Genomic DNA, 20,109 nt, shown 5'->3' with positions numbered 1-20,109 from the left:
CCTTGCAGCGCAACGAAGGCGGCTGCGGCGACCAGGGCTCCAAAGCCTCCAGCTCGCTTTGGTCTATACTCAAGTCCGTGTTTCCCCGCGAAGGCGGGGATCCAAGCTGAGGTTGCGGATGATCCACCGCCGGGTCGCGCTCTGAAAGTCCGCTTGGATCCCCGCCTTCGCGGGGATGCTCGGAAAAATGAATGGCGAAGGTGTATGCGCTCTCAGCCCGTCGCTCGCGCCGCGTCCATCCGCGCCAGCACTTCCGCCGCCGCGCGGCCGGTCTCGTCGACCGGGTCATAGGTCCAGCCGTGGAAGGCGCCGCCATAGGGACGGGCCGCGCCCTGGCGTTCCAGTTCCTCGTGGAAGAGGCGGAACTTCAGGCTCTGGCCGGCCATCTTGAGGATGAACACCGGCTTGCCGGTCGAGGCCGCTTCGGTGGCCATGTTGGTCGAGTCCTCGGTGACGAGGATGTAGTCGGCCGCGGCCAGGAAGGCGAAATAGGGGTTGGGGCCTTCGCCGTCCCAGATGATGCCGGGCAGGTCGCGCAGGCGGGCGGCCAGCAGGGCGCGGGCCGGCTCGGGCGTGCGGCGCGAGAAGGTCATCAGCAGGCTGCCGCCCTCCTGCTCCAGCGGCAGCTGGATCTCGTGGGCCATCTGGGCGGCGCGCTCGACCGGCAGGTCGAAGGCCTTGGACTTGCCGCCCAGCAGCACCGCCACGCGCGGGCGGGGCAGGGCCTCGATGGCGTCCTTGAACTTCTCGTATTCGGCGTCGAGCCGGGCCTGGCTGACGCGGTGCGGCGAGCCGGTGATCGGGATGACGTTGTCGCCGGTCAGGCGGTCGTGCTTGGGCGGGATGACCAGGTCGAACATGTGGGCCGGGACGCGGGGATCCTGGATCTGGACGACATAGGTCTTGCCGGCCGACCATTTCTTCAGGCGGATCGACAAGGGCAGGGTGGCGCGGCCGGCGGCGACCCACAGGTCGGGCCAGGGCGGCGTGATCTCGCTTTCGGGCGTCAGCCAGCGGCGCGGCAGCAGCGCCAGCCACCAGGGCAGGCGGCCGGTGCGGCCCTTCCAGCCGACCCGCTTGACGACGATCCTGGCCGGACGCCGGCGCGCGATGGCCTCGGCCAGACCCACGGCCTGGGCCTCGATGCCGGCCCGGCCGTCGGAAACGGCCCAGATGGTCAGCGGTTCGGGACGAGGCTCGTCGCTCGCGCTCATCGCTTCAGCCCTCAAAACGGCGAACGCCGCGGAACCGCCTTCGAAAGGCGGCTCCGCGGCGATTGGCCGAACTTCATGGCGGGGTTAGGGCTAAGCCCTAGACCCACTCGACCTTGAGGATCTCGTAGGCCTTCACGCCGCCGGGCGTGTTGACCTCGACCACTTCGCCCACTTCCTTGCCGATCATGGCGCGCGACAGCGGCGAGCTCAGCGAAATGCGGCCCGACTTCACGTCGGCCTCGTGGTCGCCGACGATCTGGTAGCGGGCTTCTTCCTCGGTGTCCTCGTCGACCACGCTGACCGTGGCGCCGAACTTCACCTGGGCGCCCGAGAGCTTGGAGACGTCGATGACCTGGGCGCGGGCGATCTTGTCCTCGATCTCGGCGATCTGGCCTTCGATCCAGCCCTGGCGTTCCTTGGCGGCATGGTATTCGGCGTTCTCGGAGAGGTCGCCATGCGAGCGCGCCTCGGCGATCGCGGCGATCACCGCGGGCCGCTCGATCGTCTTCAAACGCTTCAGTTCTTCGTCGAGGGTCTGATAACCCAAGACGGTCATCGGCACTTTTTCCATTGCGGATTTTAGCTCGGTTCGCCGTAAGGGAGGAAGACTCCCGATCGCTGGCGCAGCGCGACCGGGGGCTGAGAGGATAGGCGCCGCATTTCGGATAAGCAAGCCTAACGCGCCGACCGAAGCGTGTGGCCGAGCTTGCGGTTCCCAGCGTCTCTCAGGTTCTCCCCAGTCGTCGTCTCAGGCCCGCTTCAGCGCCCCGGGGCGGGAGGCCAGCCGGCGATCGCCCGGCAGTTGAAACTGGCCGACCAGGCGGGCCAGTTCGCCGGCGTCGTCGTTCAGGGCGTGGGTCGCGGCGGCGGTCTCTTCGACGAGGCCGGCGTTCTGCTGCAGCACCTGGTCCATCTGGTTCACGGCGGTGTTGACCTGGGTCAGGCCCTGGGCCTGGTGCTGGGCGCTGGCGGCGATCTCGGAGACCAGGCCGTCGATCTCGGCGATCTGCGAGACGATGCGCTGCAGGGCCTCGCCGGTGCGGCCGACCAGTTCCACGCCCTCGCCGACCTGGCGGCTGGAGGTGGTGATCAACTGCTTGATTTCCTTGGCCGCTTCGGCCGAGCGCTGGGCCAGGCCGCGCACTTCGGAGGCGACGACCGCGAAGCCCTTGCCCGCGTCACCGGCGCGAGCGGCTTCGACGCCGGCGTTCAGGGCCAGCAGGTTGGTCTGGAAGGCGATCTCGTCGATGACGCCGATGATCCGCGAGATCTGGGTGGCCGAGGTCTCGATCGCGCCCATGGCGTCGACGGCCTCGCCGACCACCTCGCCCGAACGGCGGGCGTCGTCGCGGGCGCGGGCCACGACGGCGGCGGCCTTGCGGGCGCCGTCGGCCGTCTGGCCGACCGTGGCGGTGATCTCGTCCATGGCGCTGGCGGTCTCGGCCAGGTTGGCGGCCTGCTGCTCGGTGCGGCGCGACAGGTTCGAGGCGGCGTCGGCGATCTGGTCGGAGCCGCGGCGCACGCCGCCGGTGCGCTCGTCGATCACCGCCAGGGCGTCGGCCAGCTTGCCGGCGGCCTGGTTGAAGTCGGCGCGCAGCTGTTCGTAGGATTCGGAGAACTGCTCGACCAGGCGGACCGAGAGGTCGCCCTTGGCCAGGCGCGACAGGCTCATGGCGAGGGCGTCAACCATGTCCGCGCGCTGGCGCTCGGCGGCGGCCTGGACGGCGGCGTGGGCGACGCGGCCCTCTTCCTCCGAGCGGCGGGCGTTGTCGGCGGCGGCGTCGGCGTCGCGGGCCTCCTGCATGGCTTCCTCGGCCTTGCTGCGGGCGCGTTCGGCCAGGCCGATGACGCGGTGCAGGCCCTGGGTGGCCATGATCAGGGCGCCGGCCTCGACGATCAGGATGACGGCGTGGACCAGCACGCGGCCCAGGCTCGCCGAACCCGGGAAGACGGCGGCGGGCAGCAGGTAGCTGAGCGAGAGGTGGTGCACGGCCACGGTGGCGGCGGCGGCGGCGATCACGGTCCAGTCGCAATAGACGACCAGCAGGGCCAGGGCCGCGAAATAGGCCATGTGCATGTCGATCTGCCAGGCATGGCCGTCGAGGGCGGCGACCAGCAGCGAGACCTGGGCCATCAGGGCCACGCCCGACAGGATGCGGCCCGTCGAGGTCTCGCCGCGCTGCAGGACGGCGCCGGCGGCCAGGGCCGCGGTCAGCACGGCCGCGATGGCCATGCCGAGCACGTGCTCGCCGACCATGAAGCGGGCGCCGATGACGATCGGGGCCATCACCGCAGTCAGGGTCAGGATCAGGCGGCCGCCCAGGCGGCGCTGGACGTCGAGGTTCGAGGTCTTCGTGCTCATGGGCGGGGCTCCAGAACGGACTTGGCGGCGCAGACGCCGGCTCTTTCCGGGTCGAGAAGGACCAGCGCGCCGGCGGCGTGCAGGCGTTGACCCAGGGTGGCGGGATCGCCGCGCAGGATCAGGATGAAGGGGACGGCGCCGGCGCCGGAGATGTCTCCGGCCGCGGCGGCCGCGCTGGCGGCGCGGGCGGCGCTCCACCAGGGCGGAAAGATCGCGGCGACGCGGCCAGGGTCGCGCGGCGAGGCGCTGGACAGCGTCACGGCGACCAGGGATCCGATGATCGCGAGGGTTGCGGCCGCGATCCGACCCGTGGCGCGAAGTCCATCACGCCAGGTTCGAACATGCGACAGGGACACCCTCGATCTCCGGGCAAGCTGGGCCACGATCGCGCGGCTTCTAGGGGAAGCTTTTGCGCGATCGTGGTGATCGAAGTCTTAAGATCGGGGTCGAGCGTCGCCATGTCGCAGGCCCTGGCGACGCGCCTGGGTTGTGGAAGTCCCGCCTAGTCGGCGTAGGCGTACTCGCCGCCGCGTTCCAGGGCCTTGCGATAGGCCGGGCGGGCGTGGATGCGATCGAGGAAGGCCTTCACCCGCGGGCGCGAACCGGCCCCGGCGCGCGAGACGGCGGCCTCGAGCGGGAAGCTCATCATCACGTCGGCGGCGGTGAACTCGGCCCCGGCGAACCATGCGGACTTGGCCAGCTCGGCGTCCCAATAGTCGATGTGGGCCTTCAGCTGGGGATCGACGAAGCCGGCCTGGGCCTTGCCAGCGATGGCCTTGACCAGGGGCTTGAGCAGGCCGGGCGAGCGGGCGGGCAGGGCGTTGAAGACCAGCTTCAGCAGCAGAGGCGTCATGGCCGAGCCCTCGGCGTAGTGCAGCCAGTAGGTATAGCGCAGGCGCTCGGGCGTGCCGGGCGCCGGGATCAGCCGGCCGTTCCCATAGGTGTCGAGCAGGTATTCGACGATGGCGCCGGTCTCGGCGATGGTCTTGTCGCCGTCGGTGATCACCGGCGACTTGCCCAGCGGATGGATCGCCCGCAGCTCTGGCGGGGCCAGCATGGTCTGGAGGTTCCGCTCGTAGCGCTTGACCTCGTAGGGCACGCCCAGCTCCTCGAGCAGCCAGAGGACGCGCTGGCTGCGCGAGTTGTTCAGGTGATGGACGACGAGCATGCGGGCTTTCCCTGCCTTCTACTTACGGGACCGGACGATGGCCGCCCATTCAGCGTTCGGCAAGGTTTGCCGCGTCTTGTTCGCCCTCAAGTCGAGTCGGGGGACTGATGAGTATGCGTAAGACGTTCGACCGGCTGTCGCTGGCCGGCAAGCTGATGGCCGCGGGCGGCATGGCCCTGGGCGTGCTGCTGATCGCCGGTTCGCTGCTGATCTCGTGGCAGAGCGGCAAGGCCGTTCGCAGTCTCGCCCAGCGCTACGCCGCCAGCGTCACCGCCCAGACCGCCCAGGAGATCAAGAACGACCTCGACGACGCCGACGCCGTGGTGCGCTCGTCGGCGGGTCTGTTCGCCGCGTCCTACCAGGCCGGCCAGCGCGATCGCGCCGTGTACCTGGCCCAGCTGAAGCCGGTCGCCAGCGCCTCGCGCACCGAGCTGGGCGCCTGGCTGATGTTCGCCCCGGGCGCGCTTGGCGACGACGCCGCCTTCGCCGGCCGCGCCGACCTGGGCTCGACCCCGCAGGGCCGCTTCGTCGGCTACTGGGTGAAGAGCGGCGACGGCCTGAGCCTGGAGCAGGGCGAGGACGCCGAGTTCGGCGAGGACTTCTACACGACCAGCGCCGCCAGCGGCCGGCCGGCGATCCTGGAGCCCTATCGCGACAACATCACCGACGGCGGCGAGACCAAGATGCTGCTGATGACCTCGGTCACCTACCCAGTGGTGGTCGACGGCAATACCGTGGGCGTGATGGGCGCGGATCTGGCGCTCGATGAGATCGCAGGGCGCCTCACGGCGCTGAAGCCTTTCGATGACGGCCGGGCCATGCTGGTCTCGCCTGGCGGCCTGTGGGTGTCGCATCCCGAGGCGGACCTGCGGATGAAGGCCTATGCCGATCCCGGCCTCGACGCGATCAAGGCGGTGATCGCCGGCGGCGGGCCGACCGTGATCGACGGCGTGGAGATCAAGGGCCAGCGCGCCGAGCGGCTGGTGGCGCCCGTGCGCCTGGCCTCGGGCGCGACCTGGGCCATGGTGGTGGACGTCACCGAGGACGCCCTGCTGGCCCCGGCCCGCAAGCTGGCCATGGGCCTGGCGATCGGCGGCCTGGTGCTGTTGCTGTGCGCCCTGGGCGTGCTGGCCCTGGCGTCGCGCAAGCTGATCGCCCAGCCGCTGCTGGCCCTGCGCGGCGCGGTCGGGGAACTGGCCGAGCATCGCTACGAACAACCCGTGGCCGAGGCCGCCCGCGCCGACGAGATCGGCGCCATCGGCCGGGCGCTCGACACGCTGCGGCTGGAGCTGGCCCGCGCCCAGGCGATGCGCGAGGAGCAGGAGGGCCTGCGCCGCGCCGCCGACGCCGACCGTGACCGCGCCGCGGCCCTGACCCTGTCGATCGACGAGCAGACCGACGTGGTCCGCCAGGTGGGCGAGGCCCTGGCGGCCGTGGCCGAGGGCGACCTCAGCCGCCGGATCGCGGGACCCTTCGCCGAGGTCTACGAGCCGCTGCGCTGCGACTTCAACACCGCCGTCGAGAGCCTGGAGCAGGCGATCGGCGAGATCGCCGAGGCCAGCGCCGCCATCGGCGAGGCGACGACCGCCCTCAGCCGCGCCTCGGGCGAGCTGGCCGGCCGCACCGAGCGCCAGGCCGCCGGCATCGAGCGGGCCGCCGGCTCGCTGAACGAGATCACCCAGGCCGTGGGCGAGGCGGCCGGCGGGGCCGACGAGACCCGCCGCCTGGTCGCCGCCGCCCGCGGCGAGGCCGACCAGGGCGGGGCGGTGGTCACCCAGGCCGCCGGCACCATGGGCGAGATCGACGCCTCGGCCCGCCAGATCGGCGACATCGTCGGCCTGATCGACGAGATCGCCTTCCAGACCAACCTTCTTGCCCTGAACGCCGGGGTCGAGGCCGCTCGCGCCGGCGAGGCCGGTCGCGGATTCGCCGTCGTGGCCCAGGAGGTGCGGGCCCTGGCCCAGCGCTCGGCCGGCTCGGCCAAGGAGATCAAGGCTCTGATCGGCGCCTCGGCGGTGAAGGTCGAGGCCGGGGTCAGCCTCGTGCAGCGCACGGGCTCGGCCCTGCACGGCGTGGCCGGGCGGATGGCCGGCATCGACGCGGCCGCCACCCGCATCGCCTCGTCGGTGCGCGAGCAGGCGCAAGGCCTGTCGGCGGTCAATGCCGAGGTCGCCGAGATGGAGCGCTTCACCCAGGAGAACCTGGCCATGGTCGCCCAGGCCCGCGTCGCCGACCAGGCCCTGGCCGGCCAGGGCGCGCGGCTGGAGGCGCTGGTCGGGCGGTTCCGGCTGGGACGGACGGCGGGGCGGCGGCGGGTGGCGGCTTAGGGATGTAATCCCTCTCCCTATGGGAGAGGGGTCAGAGCACGCTCTCGACGATGTGCGCCCGGTAGAGCACGGCGATCAAATCCGTCTGGGTGATCACGCCGACCAGCTTGCGGTCGCGGTCGACGACCATGGCTTCGTGGGTCTGGCCGCTGGAGAGGATCGGCAGCAGGGCGGCGATCGGGGTGCCTTCGCGCACCCGGTGGACGAAAGGATCGAGCGCGGCCTCGACGGTGCGGCGGCGGTTGGCCTGCAGCTCGGCGCGGCGGGCCATGCCGATGACGCGGCCTTCCTCGTCGACCACGGGGGCGACGCGCAGGTCGTGGGTCTGGAGGAAGGCCAGGGCGCTTTCCGCCGACTGGCCGCGGTCGAGGCGGATGACGTCGCGGGACATCACGTCGCCGCAGCGGATCTGCGAATGCAGGCGCTGGTGGGCCGCGATCTCGACCTCGCGGAACAGGACGTCGAGGTCCTCGCGGCTGACGTCGAGCAGTTCGCCGTAGCGGGCCAGGGCCTTGTCGAGGTCGCCGGTGCTGTAGCCGATGCGCGAGGCCGGCGGGGCGTCGGCGGTGCCGTGCGGGCTGGGAGGCGGGGCGGGGGCCTTGTGCGGATAGGAGCGGCCGACCAGCCGGTTCCAGGCCATGCCGGCCAGGACCAGCAGCACAGAGTCCAGCAGCACCGGATTCAGCGCGAACAGGTAGCCGGCCTTGGTGACGGCTGGCCCGCCGATGACGGTGATCAGGGCTACCGCGCCGCCAGGCGGGTGCAGGCAGCCCAGCAGCACCATGGCGGCGATGGCCAGGCCCACGGCCAGGGGCGCGGCGATCAGCGGCTGGGTCGGCAGCAGCATCGCCACCGTGATGCCGATCAGGGCCGAGACGAGGTTGCCGCCGATGACGCCGCGCGGTTGGGCCAGGGGGCTGGCGGGCACGGCGAAGACCAGCACCGCCGAGGCCCCGATCGGCGCGACCAGCAGCGGATGCAGGAGGTCGCCGCCGACCGCCAGGCGTCCCAGCACCCCGGCGAACAGCAGGCCCAGCAGGGCGCCGCCGCCGCCCTTCAGTACGTCGGCCGGTCGGATCGGGGTCTTGCCGCGAAGCAGGGTCAGCAGCTGGCTCATGGGGCTTGATAGGCGATGACGTCGGGCGATGGCGCCGAAATTCGCTAGGCGGTCCTTCAAGTCCGCTGGAAGGCGAGGGCGGCGAGGCCCGCGACGGCGCAGGCCTGGGCGAAGACGATCAGGGCCAGCCAGGCCCCGAACGGCTGCTTGCGGGTCTTGTGGCGCAGCCAGCGTTGGGCCAGCAGCGCCCCGGGCGCGGCGCCGAGGCAGGCCGACAGCAGCAGCACGCGCTCGGGCACGCGGCGCTCGCCATGGACGGCGGCGGCCTTGTCGTGGGCGAACAGCAGGAAGCAGAACAGGTTGGTCGTCAGCAGGGCCAGGCCGGCGATCAGCTTCATCGCGCGGTCTCGGGCGGTGCGTGGTCCAGCGGCGCGAGATCCGGCTCGACCCAGCCGCGACGGGCGGCGACGCTGAACAGGCGCTCGCGCGACCAGAAGGCCAGCGGCCAGGCCTTGTCGCCCAGGGGCGTGGCCAGCAGGCGGGCGGCCGCCTCGCCGTCGTCCACCTCGGCCGGCAGGGCGGCGGCGAAGGCGCGGATGGCGGCCAGATAGGCCTGGGTAATGGTATCGTGATAGCCGCTGGTGTCGTCGTTCACCCCGCCGACGGCTTCGTTATAGGCGCGGATGATGCCGGGCAGGTCGCGCTCCAGGTTCGCGTCGCGGGTTCGGACCAGGCGCAGGGTGGCGGTCAGGTGGGCCGCGTGGGTCCACTCTTCCTTGGGCAGGCTGGCGTCGAGCAGGCGCTCGGCCAGAAGGGCGACTTCGGCGGTGGTGTAGGCGCTCATCGTCAGAAACTCGGCTTGGCCAGCATCAGCCAGACGATGGCCAATACCGCGGCGAAGGCGGGGAAGCCCAGCACGAACCACAGGCGGAACAGGCGGTGTAACGCGCGGGCAGGGGCTCGCCGGCCTTGGCGGCGGCGTCGGCCAGATCGCGCAGGCGCAGCTGGATCCACACCACCGGCAGCCAGCACAGGCCGGTGACGACGTAGAGCACCAGGCTGAGCCCGATCCAGCCGCTCAGCAGCGGATAGCCGACCAGATGGGCCAGGGCCGCGCCGGTGATCGGCTGGGCGATGACGGCCGTGGCGGTGAACACGGTGTCGGCGATGACCACGACGCGGGCGGTGTGGGCGATCAGGGCCGGCTGGCCGGTGCGGTGGGCCATCAGCATGAAGAAGGCGATGCCCGCCCCCGTGCCCAGCAGCACGGTGGCGCCGACTACGTGGGCGGCCTTGAGCAGCAGGTAGAGGTCCATCAGCGTTCGTCCAGGATGGCGAGGGCGGCCAGGGCCAGCACGGCGGCGGGGATGCTTTTGACCAGCGGGCCGAGCGGATCCAGCCACAGGTCGGGACGCACGATCGCGCCGCCGGTCAGGTAGCCGATGGTGACGGCGATCATGCCCAGCAGGGCCAGGCGCGCGGTGCGGCGATGGGCGACCAGCAGGGCCAGGGCGACGTCGACGACGCCGCCGCCGACCACGAAGGCCTGGGCGAGGGGCTCGGGCAGGTGTGCGCTGGTCAGCAGGGCGATGGCGGCGTCGCGGCTGACCGTCAGGCCGATGAGGCCGGAGACCAGCCAGAAGGCGCAGAGAGTCGCCAGGATCAGCGGCTTGGCCAGCCAGGCCTTGGCGAACCAGCGCTCCTGCACGCCGGACGGCATGGCCGCCAGGGTCTGGTCCAGCGACTTAAGCGACAGCCCCAGCCGTTCGGCGTCGGCGGCGTTGCCGGCCACGCCGAGGCTCAGCTGTTCGAGCGCCGTGCTGCGCAGCGGGCTGCGCCAGCCGAGGAAGGCCAGGGCGTCGGCGACCTTGGCCGGGATGGCGGCGAGGGCGGCGGGCAGGTTCAGGACCGGCGCCGGCGCAAGGCCGATCCAGGCGCGCAGGCGAGTGAGGATGTCGGCCAGGGGGACCTGTTCGGCGTGGACGAGGTCCAGGCTCTGGCCGGCGGGGGTCTCGGGCTGGACGGCCAGGGCGACGGCGGCGGCGACCTCGTCTGCCGCCACGGTCTGGACGCGGGCCTGGGCGTGGACGGCGGGTATCAGCAGAGGGAAAGCCGCTAGGGCCCGCAGCAAGGCGGTGCCGCCATAGGCGGCCGGGGCGATAACCAGACCGGGGCGCAGGACGATCCAGGCGATGCGGCTCTGGGCGATCAGGGCCTCGGCCAACTGCTTGGTGGCGCCGAAGGGATCGGCGCGGCCGGGCGCGACTCCGACGGCGGAGATGTGGACCAGACGCGTGCCGGTGGCCTCGCAGGCCTCGACGATCCTGGCGACGGCGGCGGCGTGGACGGCCTTCAGATCGTCGCGCGGGCCGTCCTGCAAGGCTCCGGCGCAGTTGACCACGGCGTCCGCGCCGGCGAGCAGGGCGGTCCAGTCGGCGATGGAGGCCGTGCGCAGGTCGGCGGCTTTCCAGTCCACGGCCGGGAAGCGCCGACGGGCCTGGACCAGATCACGCCCAACGCCCACGACCGCGTGGCCGTCGGCCAGCAGCCGGGCGGTCACGTAGGACCCGATCAGCCCATAGGCTCCGATGACGACGATGCGCATGGCGGCGTTGTTAGCCGGTGGAAGCGGGGTGGTGAAGGGCAGGGCTGCCTTCTCCCAGAGGGAGAAGGTGGCGCGAAGCGCCGGATGAGGGGTTAGGGACTGAAGACGGCGTGCCGGCACGCCGGCTGGCGGCGTAACCCCTCACCCTCCCACGCTTCGCGCGGGTCCCTCCCTCTCCCTCTGGGAGAGGGAAACAGAAAAGCCGCCCGGATCGCTCCGGACGGCTCTTCAATCTCACATGTAGAAACGCCCTACGACGCGTAGCTTTGCAGCGGGCGCACTTCCAGGGCCTTGGCCGGGGCCGAGGAGATGGCCTGGGCGGCGGCGAGGGCGCCGGCGCTGGTGGTGTAGTAGGGCACCTTCATCATCAGCGCCGTGCGGCGGATGTCGAAGCTGTCTTCCAGGGCCTGCTTGCCTTCGGTGGTGTTGAACACCAGCTGCACGCCGCCGTTCTTCATCACGTCGACGATGTTCGGACGGCCTTCCAGCACCTTCTTGACCAGCTCGACCTCGACGCCTTGCTCGGCCAGGTAGCCCTTGGTGCCGACGGTCGAGATGACCTTGAAGCCGGCGGCTTGGAGGAGCTTCACCGGCTCGACGATCCAGGGGCGGTCGCTTTCCTTGACCGACACGAACGCAGTCCCGGACGTCGGCAGGGTGACGCCGCCGCCCAGCTGGCTCTTGGCGAAGGCGCGGGCGAAGGCCGGGCCGAGGCCCGTTTCGCCTTCGCGGATCCAGTCGAGGCCCATGACCTCGCCGGTGGAGCGCATTTCCGGGCCGAGGATGGTGTCGACGCCGGCGAAGCGGGCGAACGGGAAGACCGCTTCCTTGACCGCGATGTGGTCGTAGGGCTCGTCCTTCAGGCCGAACTCTGCGAGCTTGGCGCCGGCCATCAGCTTGGCGGCGATGGCGGCCACGGGCTGGCCAATGGTCTTGGCGACGAACGGCACGGTGCGCGAGGCGCGCGGGTTCACTTCCAGCACGTAGATGCGCGGGTTGTCGCCGTGCGGCTCCTCGATGGCGAACTGCACGTTCATCAGGCCGCGCACGTTCAGGGCCAGGGCCATCTGCACGGTCTGGCGCTTCAGCTCCTCGACGGTCTCGGCCTTCAGCGAGAAGGGGGGCATCGAACAGGCGCTGTCGCCCGAGTGGACGCCGGCTTCCTCGATGTGTTCCAGCACGCCGGCCACGAACACGCTCTCGCCGTCGCACAGGGCGTCGACGTCCACCTCGGTGGCGCGGCTCAGATAGTGGTCGAGCAGGATCGGGTGCTCGAACGAGATCTCGCCGGTGTTGGCGATGTAGCGCTCGAGTTGCTCGTGGTCGCGGATGATCTCCATGCCGCGGCCGCCCAGCACGTAGGACGGACGCATCACGAACGGGAAGCCGATCTCTTCGCCAGCCGCCCGGGCCTCGTCCCAGGTGCGGGCGATGGCGTTTTCCGGTTGGGCGATGTTCAGGCCGTTCAGCAGCTGCTGGAAGCGCTCGCGGTCCTCGGCCAGGTCGATGGCGTCGGGGCTGGTGCCGAGGATCGGCACGCCGGCTTCTTCCAGGGCGTGGGCCAGCTTCAGCGGGGTCTGGCCGCCGAACTGGACGATGACGCCGGCCAGTTCGCCCTTGCTCATCTCGACATGCAGCAGCTCCAGCACGTCCTCGGCCGTCAGCGGCTCGAAGTACAGGCGGTCGGAGGTGTCGTAGTCGGTCGAGACGGTCTCAGGGTTGCAGTTGACCATGATCGACTCCACGCCGATCTGGTCGAGCGCGAAGGCGGCGTGGCAGCAGCAGTAGTCGAACTCGATGCCCTGGCCGATGCGGTTGGGACCGCCGCCGAGGATGACGGCCTTCTTGGCGCCCGACGGCTCGCTCTCGCACTCGGGAACCTGGCCGAGAGCCCCGAACTCGTAGGTCGAGTACATGTAGGGCGTGGTGGCCAGGAACTCGCCGGCGCAGCTGTCGATACGCTTGAAGACCGGGCGGACGTTCAGGCCCTGGCGGGCGGCGCGGACGGCCTTTTCGTTGGAGGCGGTCAGCTTGGCCAGGCGGGCGTCGGAGAAGCCCTGGGCCTTGAGCGCGCGGAAGCCTTGCGCGTCGGTCGGCAGGCCGCCGGCGCGGACCAGGCCTTCCTGGCGGACGATCTCGGCAATCTGGCGCAGGAACCACGGCTCGTAGCTGCAGGCGGCGTTGACCTCGTCGACGGTCAGGCCGTGGCGGAAGGCCTGGGCGATGACGCGCAGGCGATCGGGGGTCGGCACGCCCAGGGCGCGGATGACCGCGGCCTTGCCGGTGTCGGGATCATCGGCGCCGGCGATTTCGACCTCGTCGAAGCCGTTCAGGCCGGTTTCCAGGCCGCGCAGGGCCTTCTGGACGCTTTCCTTGAAGGTGCGGCCGATGGCCATCACTTCGCCGACCGACTTCATGGCGGTGGTCAGCAGGGGCTCCGAACCCGGATACTTCTCGAAGGCGAAGCGCGGGATCTTGGTGACCACGTAGTCGATCGACGGCTCGAACGAGGCCGGGGTCGCGCCGCCGGTGATGTCGTTCTTCAGTTCGTCCAGCGTGTAGCCGACGGCCAGGCGGGCGGCGACCTTGGCGATCGGGAAGCCGGTGGCCTTGGACGCCAGGGCCGACGAGCGCGAGACGCGCGGGTTCATCTCAATGACGACCATGCGGCCGTCCTTGGGGTTCAGGGCGAACTGGACGTTCGAGCCGCCGGTCTCGACGCCGATCTCGCGCAGCACGGCGATCGAGGCCGCGCGCATCCACTGGTATTCCTTGTCCGTCAGGGTCAGGGCCGGGGCGACGGTGATGCTGTCGCCGGTGTGGACGCCCATCGGGTCGATGTTCTCGATCGAGCAGACGATGATGCAGTTGTCCGCCGTGTCGCGGACCACTTCCATCTCGTATTCCTTCCAGCCGAGGACGCTTTCCTCGATCAGGACCTCGGTGGTCGGCGACAGGTCGAGGCCGCGTTCGACGATCTCCTCGAACTCCTCGATGTTGTAGGCGATGCCGCCGCCGGTGCCGGCCAGGGTGAAGGACGGGCGGATGATCGCCGGCAGGCCGACGAAGGCCAGGCCTTCGCGGGCCTCTTCCATGTTGTGGGCGGCCTTGGACTTGGGGCTCTCGAGGCCCAGCTTATCCATGGCGTCGCGGAACTTCTGGCGGTCCTCGGCCTTGTCGATGACCTCGGCCTTGGCGCCGATCATCTCGACGCCGAACTTCTTCAGGACGCCGGCTTCCTCGAGGGCGAGGGCGGTGTTCAGGGCCGTCTGGCCGCCCATGGTCGGCAGAAGGGCGTCGGGACGCTCCTTCTCGATGATCTTGGCGACCATGTCCGGGGTGATCGGCTCGATATAGGTCGCGTCGGCCACGTCCGGATCGGTCATGATCGTGGCCGGGTTCGAATTGACCAGGATGATGCGGTAGCCCTCGGCGCGCAGGGCCTTGCAGGCCTGGACGCCCGAATAGTCGAACTCGCAGGCCTGACCGATGACGATCGGGCCGGCGCCGATGATCAGGATCGAGGAGAGGTCCGTTCTTTTGGGCATCGTAAACTCGCGCGCAGAGACACGGTCGCGCACATCCGCGCGCCCGCTGCCGACCATCTTGCAGGTTAAGCCGCCCCTTTAGAGACGGAGTCAGGCGGGCGCAACCCCAAAGCCCAGGAGTCTGAAAAAGCGCTGTTAGCGGTGCAGCTTAGCGTCCGCTCTTGGCCGGCGGCGCGGGGACGAGCGGCGGCTCCGGCGGCGGGGCGGCGATGCTCCAGGCCCAGCCGGCGACGGCGCGGTCGTAGCCCATGTGGAACAGGGTCTTGCGGTTGCCGGCGGCGAAGTCGAGGCCCGAGGTGTCGGCCTCGGCCGCATCGGGAATGGCGCTGTAGAACAGCTGGCCGCCGTTGCGCTGGGCGAAGCCGGCGCTGGCGGCCAGGTGGGTGCGGATCAGGGCCTTGCTCATGGTCTGCCACGAGCGACCGACGATCGACAGGGCGCCGCCCTTGGTGAAGCCGAACGACCCGCCGACCTGGCCGTTGACGATGACGAAGATCCGGCCCGGGCGCGCCTCGCCCTTGTCAACGGTCCACAGCAGCAGGGATTCCGGGGCGACGAAGAACGGGATCGAGACGCCGCCGTCGACATGCATCTCCGACAGCCGCCGGCCGTGGCCCTCGACCTGGATCAGGGCGGGCGGGAAGACGCCGGGGATGCTGGCCGAGGCGACCAGCACGTCGCGGAACAGCTCGCGCGAGGCCTCGTCGTCCTTGGAGGCGATGGCGCCCATGTCCCAGATCACCGTCTCCTCGGTGTCGAGGTTGGTGGTGGCGATCAGCAGGCGGCGGCCGCGGCGGTGCTCGGCGGCGATGGCCTGCATCATGTTGGCGTCGGCGTACTTCTCGACCAGGCCGCGCAGGGCGCCGCTGTCGTAGAAGCTGGGATGGAACAGCACGCCCAGGCCGCGCGGCTGCAGGATGCGGTCGGCGGCGGGGCCGGTATAGACCTCGGTCAGGCGGTCGTCCCAGGTGGGGCCGAGGAAGGCGAAGGGGGCGGTGAGGGCGCCGGTCGAGACGCCGGTGACGATGTCGAACTCGGGCCGCTCGCCGGTCTTGGTCCAGCCGGTGACCACGCCGGCCCCATAGGCGCCGTTCGAGCCGCCGCCCGACAGGGCCAAGACGTCGAAGGTCTTCTGGCCCTTGGCGCGGGTGCGGGCGGCCTCGGCGAAGCGGATGCCGGCGGCGCTGTCGCTGGCGTTGAAACGGATGTCCGACAGGCCCTGCGGCGGCGGCCCGGCCAGGTCGCTGGCCTTGTAGGCGTCGCGCGAGATCGAGCCGCAGGCGGTCAGCGCCAGGAGCGCGAGGGCGGCGAGGAGAGGGCGAAGGCGACGCATGGCGAACCGGAAGGACGACGGGGCGAACCTAGGCGGGGCGCGTCGACGCGTCCACCGAATGGCGCCGTTAGGCAAAAGGGGACGCCAAAACGCAAAACGGGCCGGCGCAAGGCCGACCCGTTCCGAGGTGTCTCTGAAGACGGCTTAGACCGCTTGCAGTTGACCGGCCGACATCTTGCCGCTGCGACGGTCTTGTTCCAGCTCGTAGCTGACCTTTTGACCTTCGTTCAGCGAGCCCAGGCCGGCGCGCTCAACGGCCGAGATGTGCACGAACACGTCGTTGCCGCCGTCGTCCGGTTGAATGAAGCCGAAGCCCTTGGTGCCGTTGAACCATTTCACGGTGCCGATAGCCATTTGGGTAGTCCTTTAGTTCGTAGTTCAGGGCGTCACGCAGCACGTGCCGGAGACGATCAATTTCGTTGGAGGTCGGAGGGCTGGCTCGGCGCTTCTGAAAGAAGCATGGAGTAGCAGATCGAGCGGCAGCGAATTCGATAGGTGTTCTCGTAGAAGGTCTGTCCGCCCTTAGCAAGCGGAATATGGGTATTTTATTTTTTCACCTTCAAGCGTCACCTTCGCAGCACTTCGCGCGTTCTGGTTATCGACATCTCTGAATTTGAGTGGAGCGTGACCATGACGCTGATCGATCGCATTCCCGCGCTGAAGGATGCCGAACTGGCGCAACTGCTGAGCAACGTGCGGCGGCTGGACGTCAGCGGCACGCCGGACGAACGCCGCCAGGCGGCCGAAGTTGCGCCCTATCTCGAGCGCGAGGCCTCTCGCCGCCGCGAGAAGGTGCTGATGTCGCGTCGCGCGGCGACGGCGCGCTTCTAAAAGCGCTACGGCAACAGCGCGTTGCTGAAACGGAACCTTCGCCGAAGAAATCGCCTTGATCAGGTCGCTATTGAGAGTCACTCTCAATAGCGACCTTGAGTCCTGGAGGCGATCATGGTGTTGCGGATGACGGGTACCCGCTGGCTGGCCCTGATGATGCAGGCCGAACGGTGCGGCGGCGACGAACGCCCCGACAGCGAATGGCTTCTGCACGGCCCGTCCGAGGAAGACGACGGCGAGGAAATCCTGCCCGCGGAGTAGGGCGGCTACTTCTCCTCGTAAGCCAAGGCGCGTCCGAAGAACGGCAGGGCTCTCGTCTCGACGCGGCCGCCTTGCGTCCAGTGCCGCTCGCCCCACCACCCGCGATATTCTTCGGCCTCGTTGGCGACCCCTAATTCCTCGAGCAGGCCCGCGAAGGCGCGGTTGGCGACCACGTGGTCGGCGTTGCCGTCGAAGCGACCCCAGTCGAACATCAGGCCCCTCAGCGCCTTCAGTTCGCTCGCATGGGCCGGCAGCAGGCGGTCCAGCAGGAAGGCGTTCTGCAGCCTGGCGGTGAGGACCGGATCGGTCGCCAGGCTCGCGCCGCGGCCGCTGGCCGGAAAGTCGACATGGAAAGGCGGCTTGCCGGGATGGGGCAGGAAGGCCTGGTACATGCCCAGGAACACCCGCGAGAAACCGTCGTCGCCCAGGTCGTCCAGGCTCTTGGCGGCCGCCAGGCGCTCGAAGTTCGGGCGCGAATTCATGGTCTGCAGGCCCACGCCCGTGCCGACCGGATGCAGGGCGTAGACGGCGCCGAACACGCCCGGCGCCAGCATGGCCGTGCGGATCGCGCCGTAGCCGCCCATGCGGTCGCCTAGCAGGCCGCGCGAGTCCGGACGGGGCAGGGTGCGAAAGCGGCCGTCGACGGCGGCGACGAGGTCCTGGGCCAGGAAACCCGTCCAGTCGCCCGTGACCGGCGAGGTGGCGTAGAACGAGCTGCCGGCCGGAGTGGAGAAGTCGGCCGAGACCAGGATCAGCGGCGGAACCGTTCCCTCGGCGATGGCGCGGTCGAGCACGGCCTTTGCGCCGTCGCGGTCGAAGATCGCGCGCTGGTCGTCGAACAGGTTGGGCAGGAAATAGACGACCGGATAGCGCCGGCGTCCGGCCTCGTAGCCGTCGGGCAGGTAGGCGATGGCCTTGCGGATCGCGGTGACACCGGCCTGGTTGCCGTCGAAGCGCCTGGAGGCGATCTCGAAATCGACCAGCCGGCCCTCGGCCCGCGCGGCTACGGGCGCGACGAGCAGGAGAAGCAGGAACACCGCACGCCACAGCAAGCCAAGCATAGCCGAGCCCCCGCCTTCGAACGTCGAAGAATGATGTTCGCTCTATGCGTGTGTCGAATTTGCGGCGACGCTAAGGGCGCGCCTAGGTCAGGGCCTTGCGAGCGGCTTCCCAGTACTGGGCGCCGGTGATCAGGGTGACCACGGCGGCCAGCCACAGCAGGCCGTGGGTGACCAGCGAGGCCGGGCCGACGATCGCCGGATCCTGCGGCAGGTCGAACGCGCCCCAGGACACCACGACCAGCTCGGCGCCGATGGCGACCAGTTGCAGCGTGGTCTTCCACTTGGCCAGCAGGGTGACGGGCAGCTTGATGCCCTTGCCCGCGCCGACCTCGCGCAGGGCGCTGACGGCGAACTCGCGGAACAGGATCAGGCCGGCCGGCAGGATGACCAGCGGGTCGGGGCGCAGGGCCATCAGGCCCAGCAGGGCGCCGCAGACCAGGATCTTGTCGCCGATCGGATCGAGGATCGCGCCCCAGATGCTGACGGCGTCGAGCTTGCGGGCCAGCCAGCCGTCGAAGAAGTCGGTGATCGCCGCCACTACGAACGCCCAGAACGCCCAGCGCTGCAGCGAGAACTGCTGGTCGGCGGTCAATTGCTCGCTGAACCACGGCACGCCGCCGGCGGCGGCCGCCAGGGCGACGAACATGAACAGCGCGATGACCAGGCGCGCGGAGGTCAGGATGTTGGGCAGGGCTTTCATGGCCCCGGTTCTAACGCATGAGATCGGGCGATGGATATGTTTCCTGTCCGACTTTGCGCGCGGGCGATCTCGGCTTGGCGGCGTCGAGGCGCTGTTTGCGCAACGCCAGAGGCTCGGAAGCCAAATTCCTTGAAAGGAAATGGCGTGCATGGGCCGTAAAGCTGGTTGAACGGGGTTGTTTTTCTCTGTGAAGGTTGACGCAGGGCGCTTCCACGGCCAAGCCATGCGCCTGATTTTCGAGGGAAGCGTCATGAGCGGCGTCGACAACAATCCCGGCGGGCCGTCGAGCCGTCGCGTGCTGCTGGCCAGCCTGGTCGGCACGGCGGTGGAGTTCTACGACTTCTACATCTACGCCACGGCCGCCTCGCTGGTGTTCGGGCCGCTGTTCTTCCCGTCGCACTCGCCGTCGATGCAGCTGCTGGCCTCCTACGCCAGCCTGGCGGTGGCCTTCTTCGCACGGCCGGTCGGGGCGATCGCCTTCGGCCATTTCGGCGACCGCATCGGCCGCAAGTCGACTCTGGTGGCGTCGCTGATGCTGATGGGCGGCTCGACCCTGCTGATCGCCTTCCTGCCGACCTACCAGATGGCCGGCTGGCTGGCGCCGGCGCTGCTGTGCCTGCTGCGTTTCGGCCAGGGCTTCGGCCTGGGCGGCGAGTGGGGCGGGGCGGCGCTGCTGGCCGTCGAGAACGCGCCTCCCGGCTGGAAGGCCCGGTTCGGCATGTTCCCGCAGCTGGGCGCGCCGGTCGGCTTCATCGCCGCCAACGGCCTGTTCCTGATCCTGGGCCTGCTGCTCAGCCCCGAACAGTTCGAGGCCTGGGGCTGGCGCCTGCCGTTCCTGGCCAGCGCCGTGCTGGTGGGCCTGGGGCTGTGGGTGCGGCTGAAGCTGACCGAGACCCCGGCCTTCGCCGCCGCCCTGGCCCACGAGCCGCCGCCGGCCGTGCCCCTGGCCGAGCTGGTCCGCAAGCACTGGAAGGAGACCCTGGGCGGCACCTTCGCCGTGGTCTGCTGTTTCGCGCTGTTCTACCTGACCACGGCCTTCGCGCTCGGCTACGGGTCCAAGACCCTGGGCTACGACCGCCAGCTGTTCCTGGGCGTGCAGCTGTTCGCCATCCTGTTCATGGCCGCCGGCATCGTCGCCTCTGGCTACTGGTCGGACGCCACGACCCCGCGCCGCGTGCTGATGGCCGGCTGCGCCATGACCGTGGCGGCCGGGGCGCTGCTGCCGGTGATGATGGGCGCCGGCTCGCTGGCCCTGATCTGCGCCTTCCTGTCGCTGGCCCTGTTCGCCATGGGCTTCGTCTACGGCCCGCTGGGCTCGTGGCTGCCCGAGCTGTTCCCGGCCCGGGTGCGCTATACCGGCGCCTCGATGGCCTTCAACGTCGGCGGCATCATCGGCGGCGGGCTGACGCCGATGGCGGCCACGGCCCTGGCCGCGCATGGCGGCCTGGTGCCGGTGGGGGTCTATCTGGCGGCCGCGGCGGCCATCAGCTTCGTCGCCCTGATCCTGCTGAAGCCGCGCGCCTGACGCGACTGTCGGGGATAACGGCGGTTTCTTAGCGGGTGACAGCGGCGCCACATGGCGTAAGGTCGCGTCATCCGGGACCGGGCGGGAGACGACCATGGCGGAGAGGTTGGACGGGCT

General features: G+C 70.1%; 18 protein-coding genes and 1 pseudogene. 4 read left to right on the top strand and 15 right to left on the bottom strand.

Annotated features, from left to right (window positions below):
- Positions 1-212: 212 nt before the first annotated feature.
- The 5 genes from I4Q42_RS09385 to I4Q42_RS09365 form a co-directional block, all read right to left on the bottom strand.
- On the bottom strand, positions 213-1,214 hold the full coding sequence (locus tag I4Q42_RS09385) for a mitochondrial fission ELM1 family protein (RefSeq protein WP_198575804.1): 1,002 nt from the start codon (positions 1,212-1,214) through the stop codon (positions 213-215).
- Between the two features lie 97 nt (positions 1,215-1,311).
- Positions 1,312-1,785 carry a transcription elongation factor GreA gene (gene greA, locus I4Q42_RS09380; RefSeq protein WP_110121313.1) on the bottom strand — a complete coding sequence of 158 codons (474 nt, stop codon included), beginning with the start codon at positions 1,783-1,785 and terminating at the stop codon, positions 1,312-1,314.
- 177 nt (positions 1,786-1,962) lie between these two features.
- Positions 1,963-3,576, bottom strand: coding sequence for a methyl-accepting chemotaxis protein (locus tag I4Q42_RS26350; protein WP_198575803.1), 1,614 nt, complete (start codon positions 3,574-3,576; stop codon positions 1,963-1,965).
- On the bottom strand, positions 3,573-3,932 hold the full coding sequence (locus I4Q42_RS09370; protein WP_332873053.1) for a hypothetical protein: 360 nt from the start codon (positions 3,930-3,932) through the stop codon (positions 3,573-3,575). The genes I4Q42_RS26350 and I4Q42_RS09370 overlap by 4 nt, the downstream gene beginning before the upstream one ends.
- A 146-nt stretch (positions 3,933-4,078) precedes the next feature.
- Positions 4,079-4,744: a glutathione S-transferase gene (locus I4Q42_RS09365; RefSeq protein WP_198575802.1), complete on the bottom strand. Its 666-nt coding sequence runs from the start codon at positions 4,742-4,744 to the stop codon at positions 4,079-4,081.
- 113 nt (positions 4,745-4,857) lie between these two features.
- On the opposite strand from I4Q42_RS09365, the gene I4Q42_RS09360 reads away from it, so the two are divergent.
- Positions 4,858-7,071 (top strand): methyl-accepting chemotaxis protein, encoded by a 2,214-nt coding sequence (locus tag I4Q42_RS09360; RefSeq protein ID WP_198575801.1) that lies wholly within the window; start codon positions 4,858-4,860, stop codon positions 7,069-7,071.
- 31 nt (positions 7,072-7,102) lie between these two features.
- Here the strand turns inward: I4Q42_RS09360 and I4Q42_RS09355 are convergent, their stop codons facing one another.
- The 8 genes and pseudogenes from I4Q42_RS09355 to I4Q42_RS09320 form a co-directional block, all read right to left on the bottom strand.
- Positions 7,103-8,188 (bottom strand): HPP family protein, encoded by a 1,086-nt coding sequence (locus I4Q42_RS09355; RefSeq protein WP_198575800.1) that lies wholly within the window; start codon positions 8,186-8,188, stop codon positions 7,103-7,105.
- A gap of 56 nt (positions 8,189-8,244) precedes the next feature.
- Positions 8,245-8,526, bottom strand: a complete 282-nt coding sequence (locus I4Q42_RS09350; protein WP_198575799.1) for a DUF1294 domain-containing protein — start codon at positions 8,524-8,526, stop codon at positions 8,245-8,247.
- Complete coding sequence (locus I4Q42_RS09345; RefSeq protein WP_198575798.1) at positions 8,523-8,972, bottom strand: hypothetical protein; 450 nt, start codon at positions 8,970-8,972, stop codon at positions 8,523-8,525. The genes I4Q42_RS09350 and I4Q42_RS09345 overlap by 4 nt, the downstream gene beginning before the upstream one ends.
- Before the next feature lie 2 nt (positions 8,973-8,974).
- Positions 8,975-9,372, bottom strand: a pseudogene (locus I4Q42_RS09340) (DUF2269 family protein).
- Positions 9,373-9,443: 71 nt separating this feature from the next.
- Entirely contained in the window at positions 9,444-10,733 is a 1,290-nt protein-coding gene (locus tag I4Q42_RS09335; protein ID WP_198575797.1) for an SDR family oxidoreductase, read from the bottom strand.
- Between the two features lie 251 nt (positions 10,734-10,984).
- Positions 10,985-14,281: a carbamoyl-phosphate synthase large subunit gene (gene carB, locus I4Q42_RS09330; protein ID WP_198575796.1), complete on the bottom strand. Its 3,297-nt coding sequence runs from the start codon at positions 14,279-14,281 to the stop codon at positions 10,985-10,987.
- A gap of 148 nt (positions 14,282-14,429) precedes the next feature.
- Positions 14,430-15,614 (bottom strand): patatin-like phospholipase family protein, encoded by a 1,185-nt coding sequence (locus I4Q42_RS09325; protein ID WP_198575795.1) that lies wholly within the window; start codon positions 15,612-15,614, stop codon positions 14,430-14,432.
- A 144-nt stretch (positions 15,615-15,758) separates the two neighbouring features.
- Positions 15,759-15,968 carry a cold-shock protein gene (locus I4Q42_RS09320; RefSeq protein WP_198575794.1) on the bottom strand — a complete coding sequence of 70 codons (210 nt, stop codon included), beginning with the start codon at positions 15,966-15,968 and terminating at the stop codon, positions 15,759-15,761.
- Between the two features lie 276 nt (positions 15,969-16,244).
- Between I4Q42_RS09320 and I4Q42_RS09315 the strand changes: the two genes are divergently transcribed.
- Together I4Q42_RS09315 and I4Q42_RS25940 are read left to right on the top strand one after the other, a co-directional pair.
- Positions 16,245-16,445 carry a hypothetical protein gene (locus I4Q42_RS09315; RefSeq protein WP_198575793.1) on the top strand — a complete coding sequence of 67 codons (201 nt, stop codon included), beginning with the start codon at positions 16,245-16,247 and terminating at the stop codon, positions 16,443-16,445.
- A gap of 126 nt (positions 16,446-16,571) precedes the next feature.
- Positions 16,572-16,706 (top strand): hypothetical protein, encoded by a 135-nt coding sequence (locus I4Q42_RS25940; RefSeq protein ID WP_232792998.1) that lies wholly within the window; start codon positions 16,572-16,574, stop codon positions 16,704-16,706.
- Positions 16,707-16,711: 5 nt separating this feature from the next.
- Here the strand turns inward: I4Q42_RS25940 and I4Q42_RS09310 are convergent, their stop codons facing one another.
- Both I4Q42_RS09310 and pgsA read right to left on the bottom strand, forming a co-directional pair.
- A complete protein-coding gene (locus I4Q42_RS09310) occupies positions 16,712-17,767 on the bottom strand; it encodes an alpha/beta hydrolase-fold protein (protein ID WP_198575792.1) in 1,056 nt (351 codons plus the stop codon).
- Between the two features lie 82 nt (positions 17,768-17,849).
- Positions 17,850-18,467 (bottom strand): CDP-diacylglycerol--glycerol-3-phosphate 3-phosphatidyltransferase, encoded by a 618-nt coding sequence (gene pgsA / locus I4Q42_RS09305; RefSeq protein ID WP_198575791.1) that lies wholly within the window; start codon positions 18,465-18,467, stop codon positions 17,850-17,852.
- Positions 18,468-18,717: 250 nt separating this feature from the next.
- Between pgsA and I4Q42_RS09300 the strand changes: the two genes are divergently transcribed.
- Positions 18,718-19,992, top strand: a complete 1,275-nt coding sequence (locus I4Q42_RS09300; RefSeq protein ID WP_198575790.1) for an MFS transporter — start codon at positions 18,718-18,720, stop codon at positions 19,990-19,992.
- The last annotated feature ends 117 nt before the right edge of the window (positions 19,993-20,109 follow it).

It is taken from the genome of Caulobacter hibisci (genome assembly GCF_016135805.1).
Lineage (GTDB): Bacteria > Pseudomonadota > Alphaproteobacteria > Caulobacterales > Caulobacteraceae > Caulobacter > Caulobacter hibisci.
Note: the sequence above shows the minus strand (reverse complement) of the source record. Positions and strands in the feature narration are given on the sequence as shown.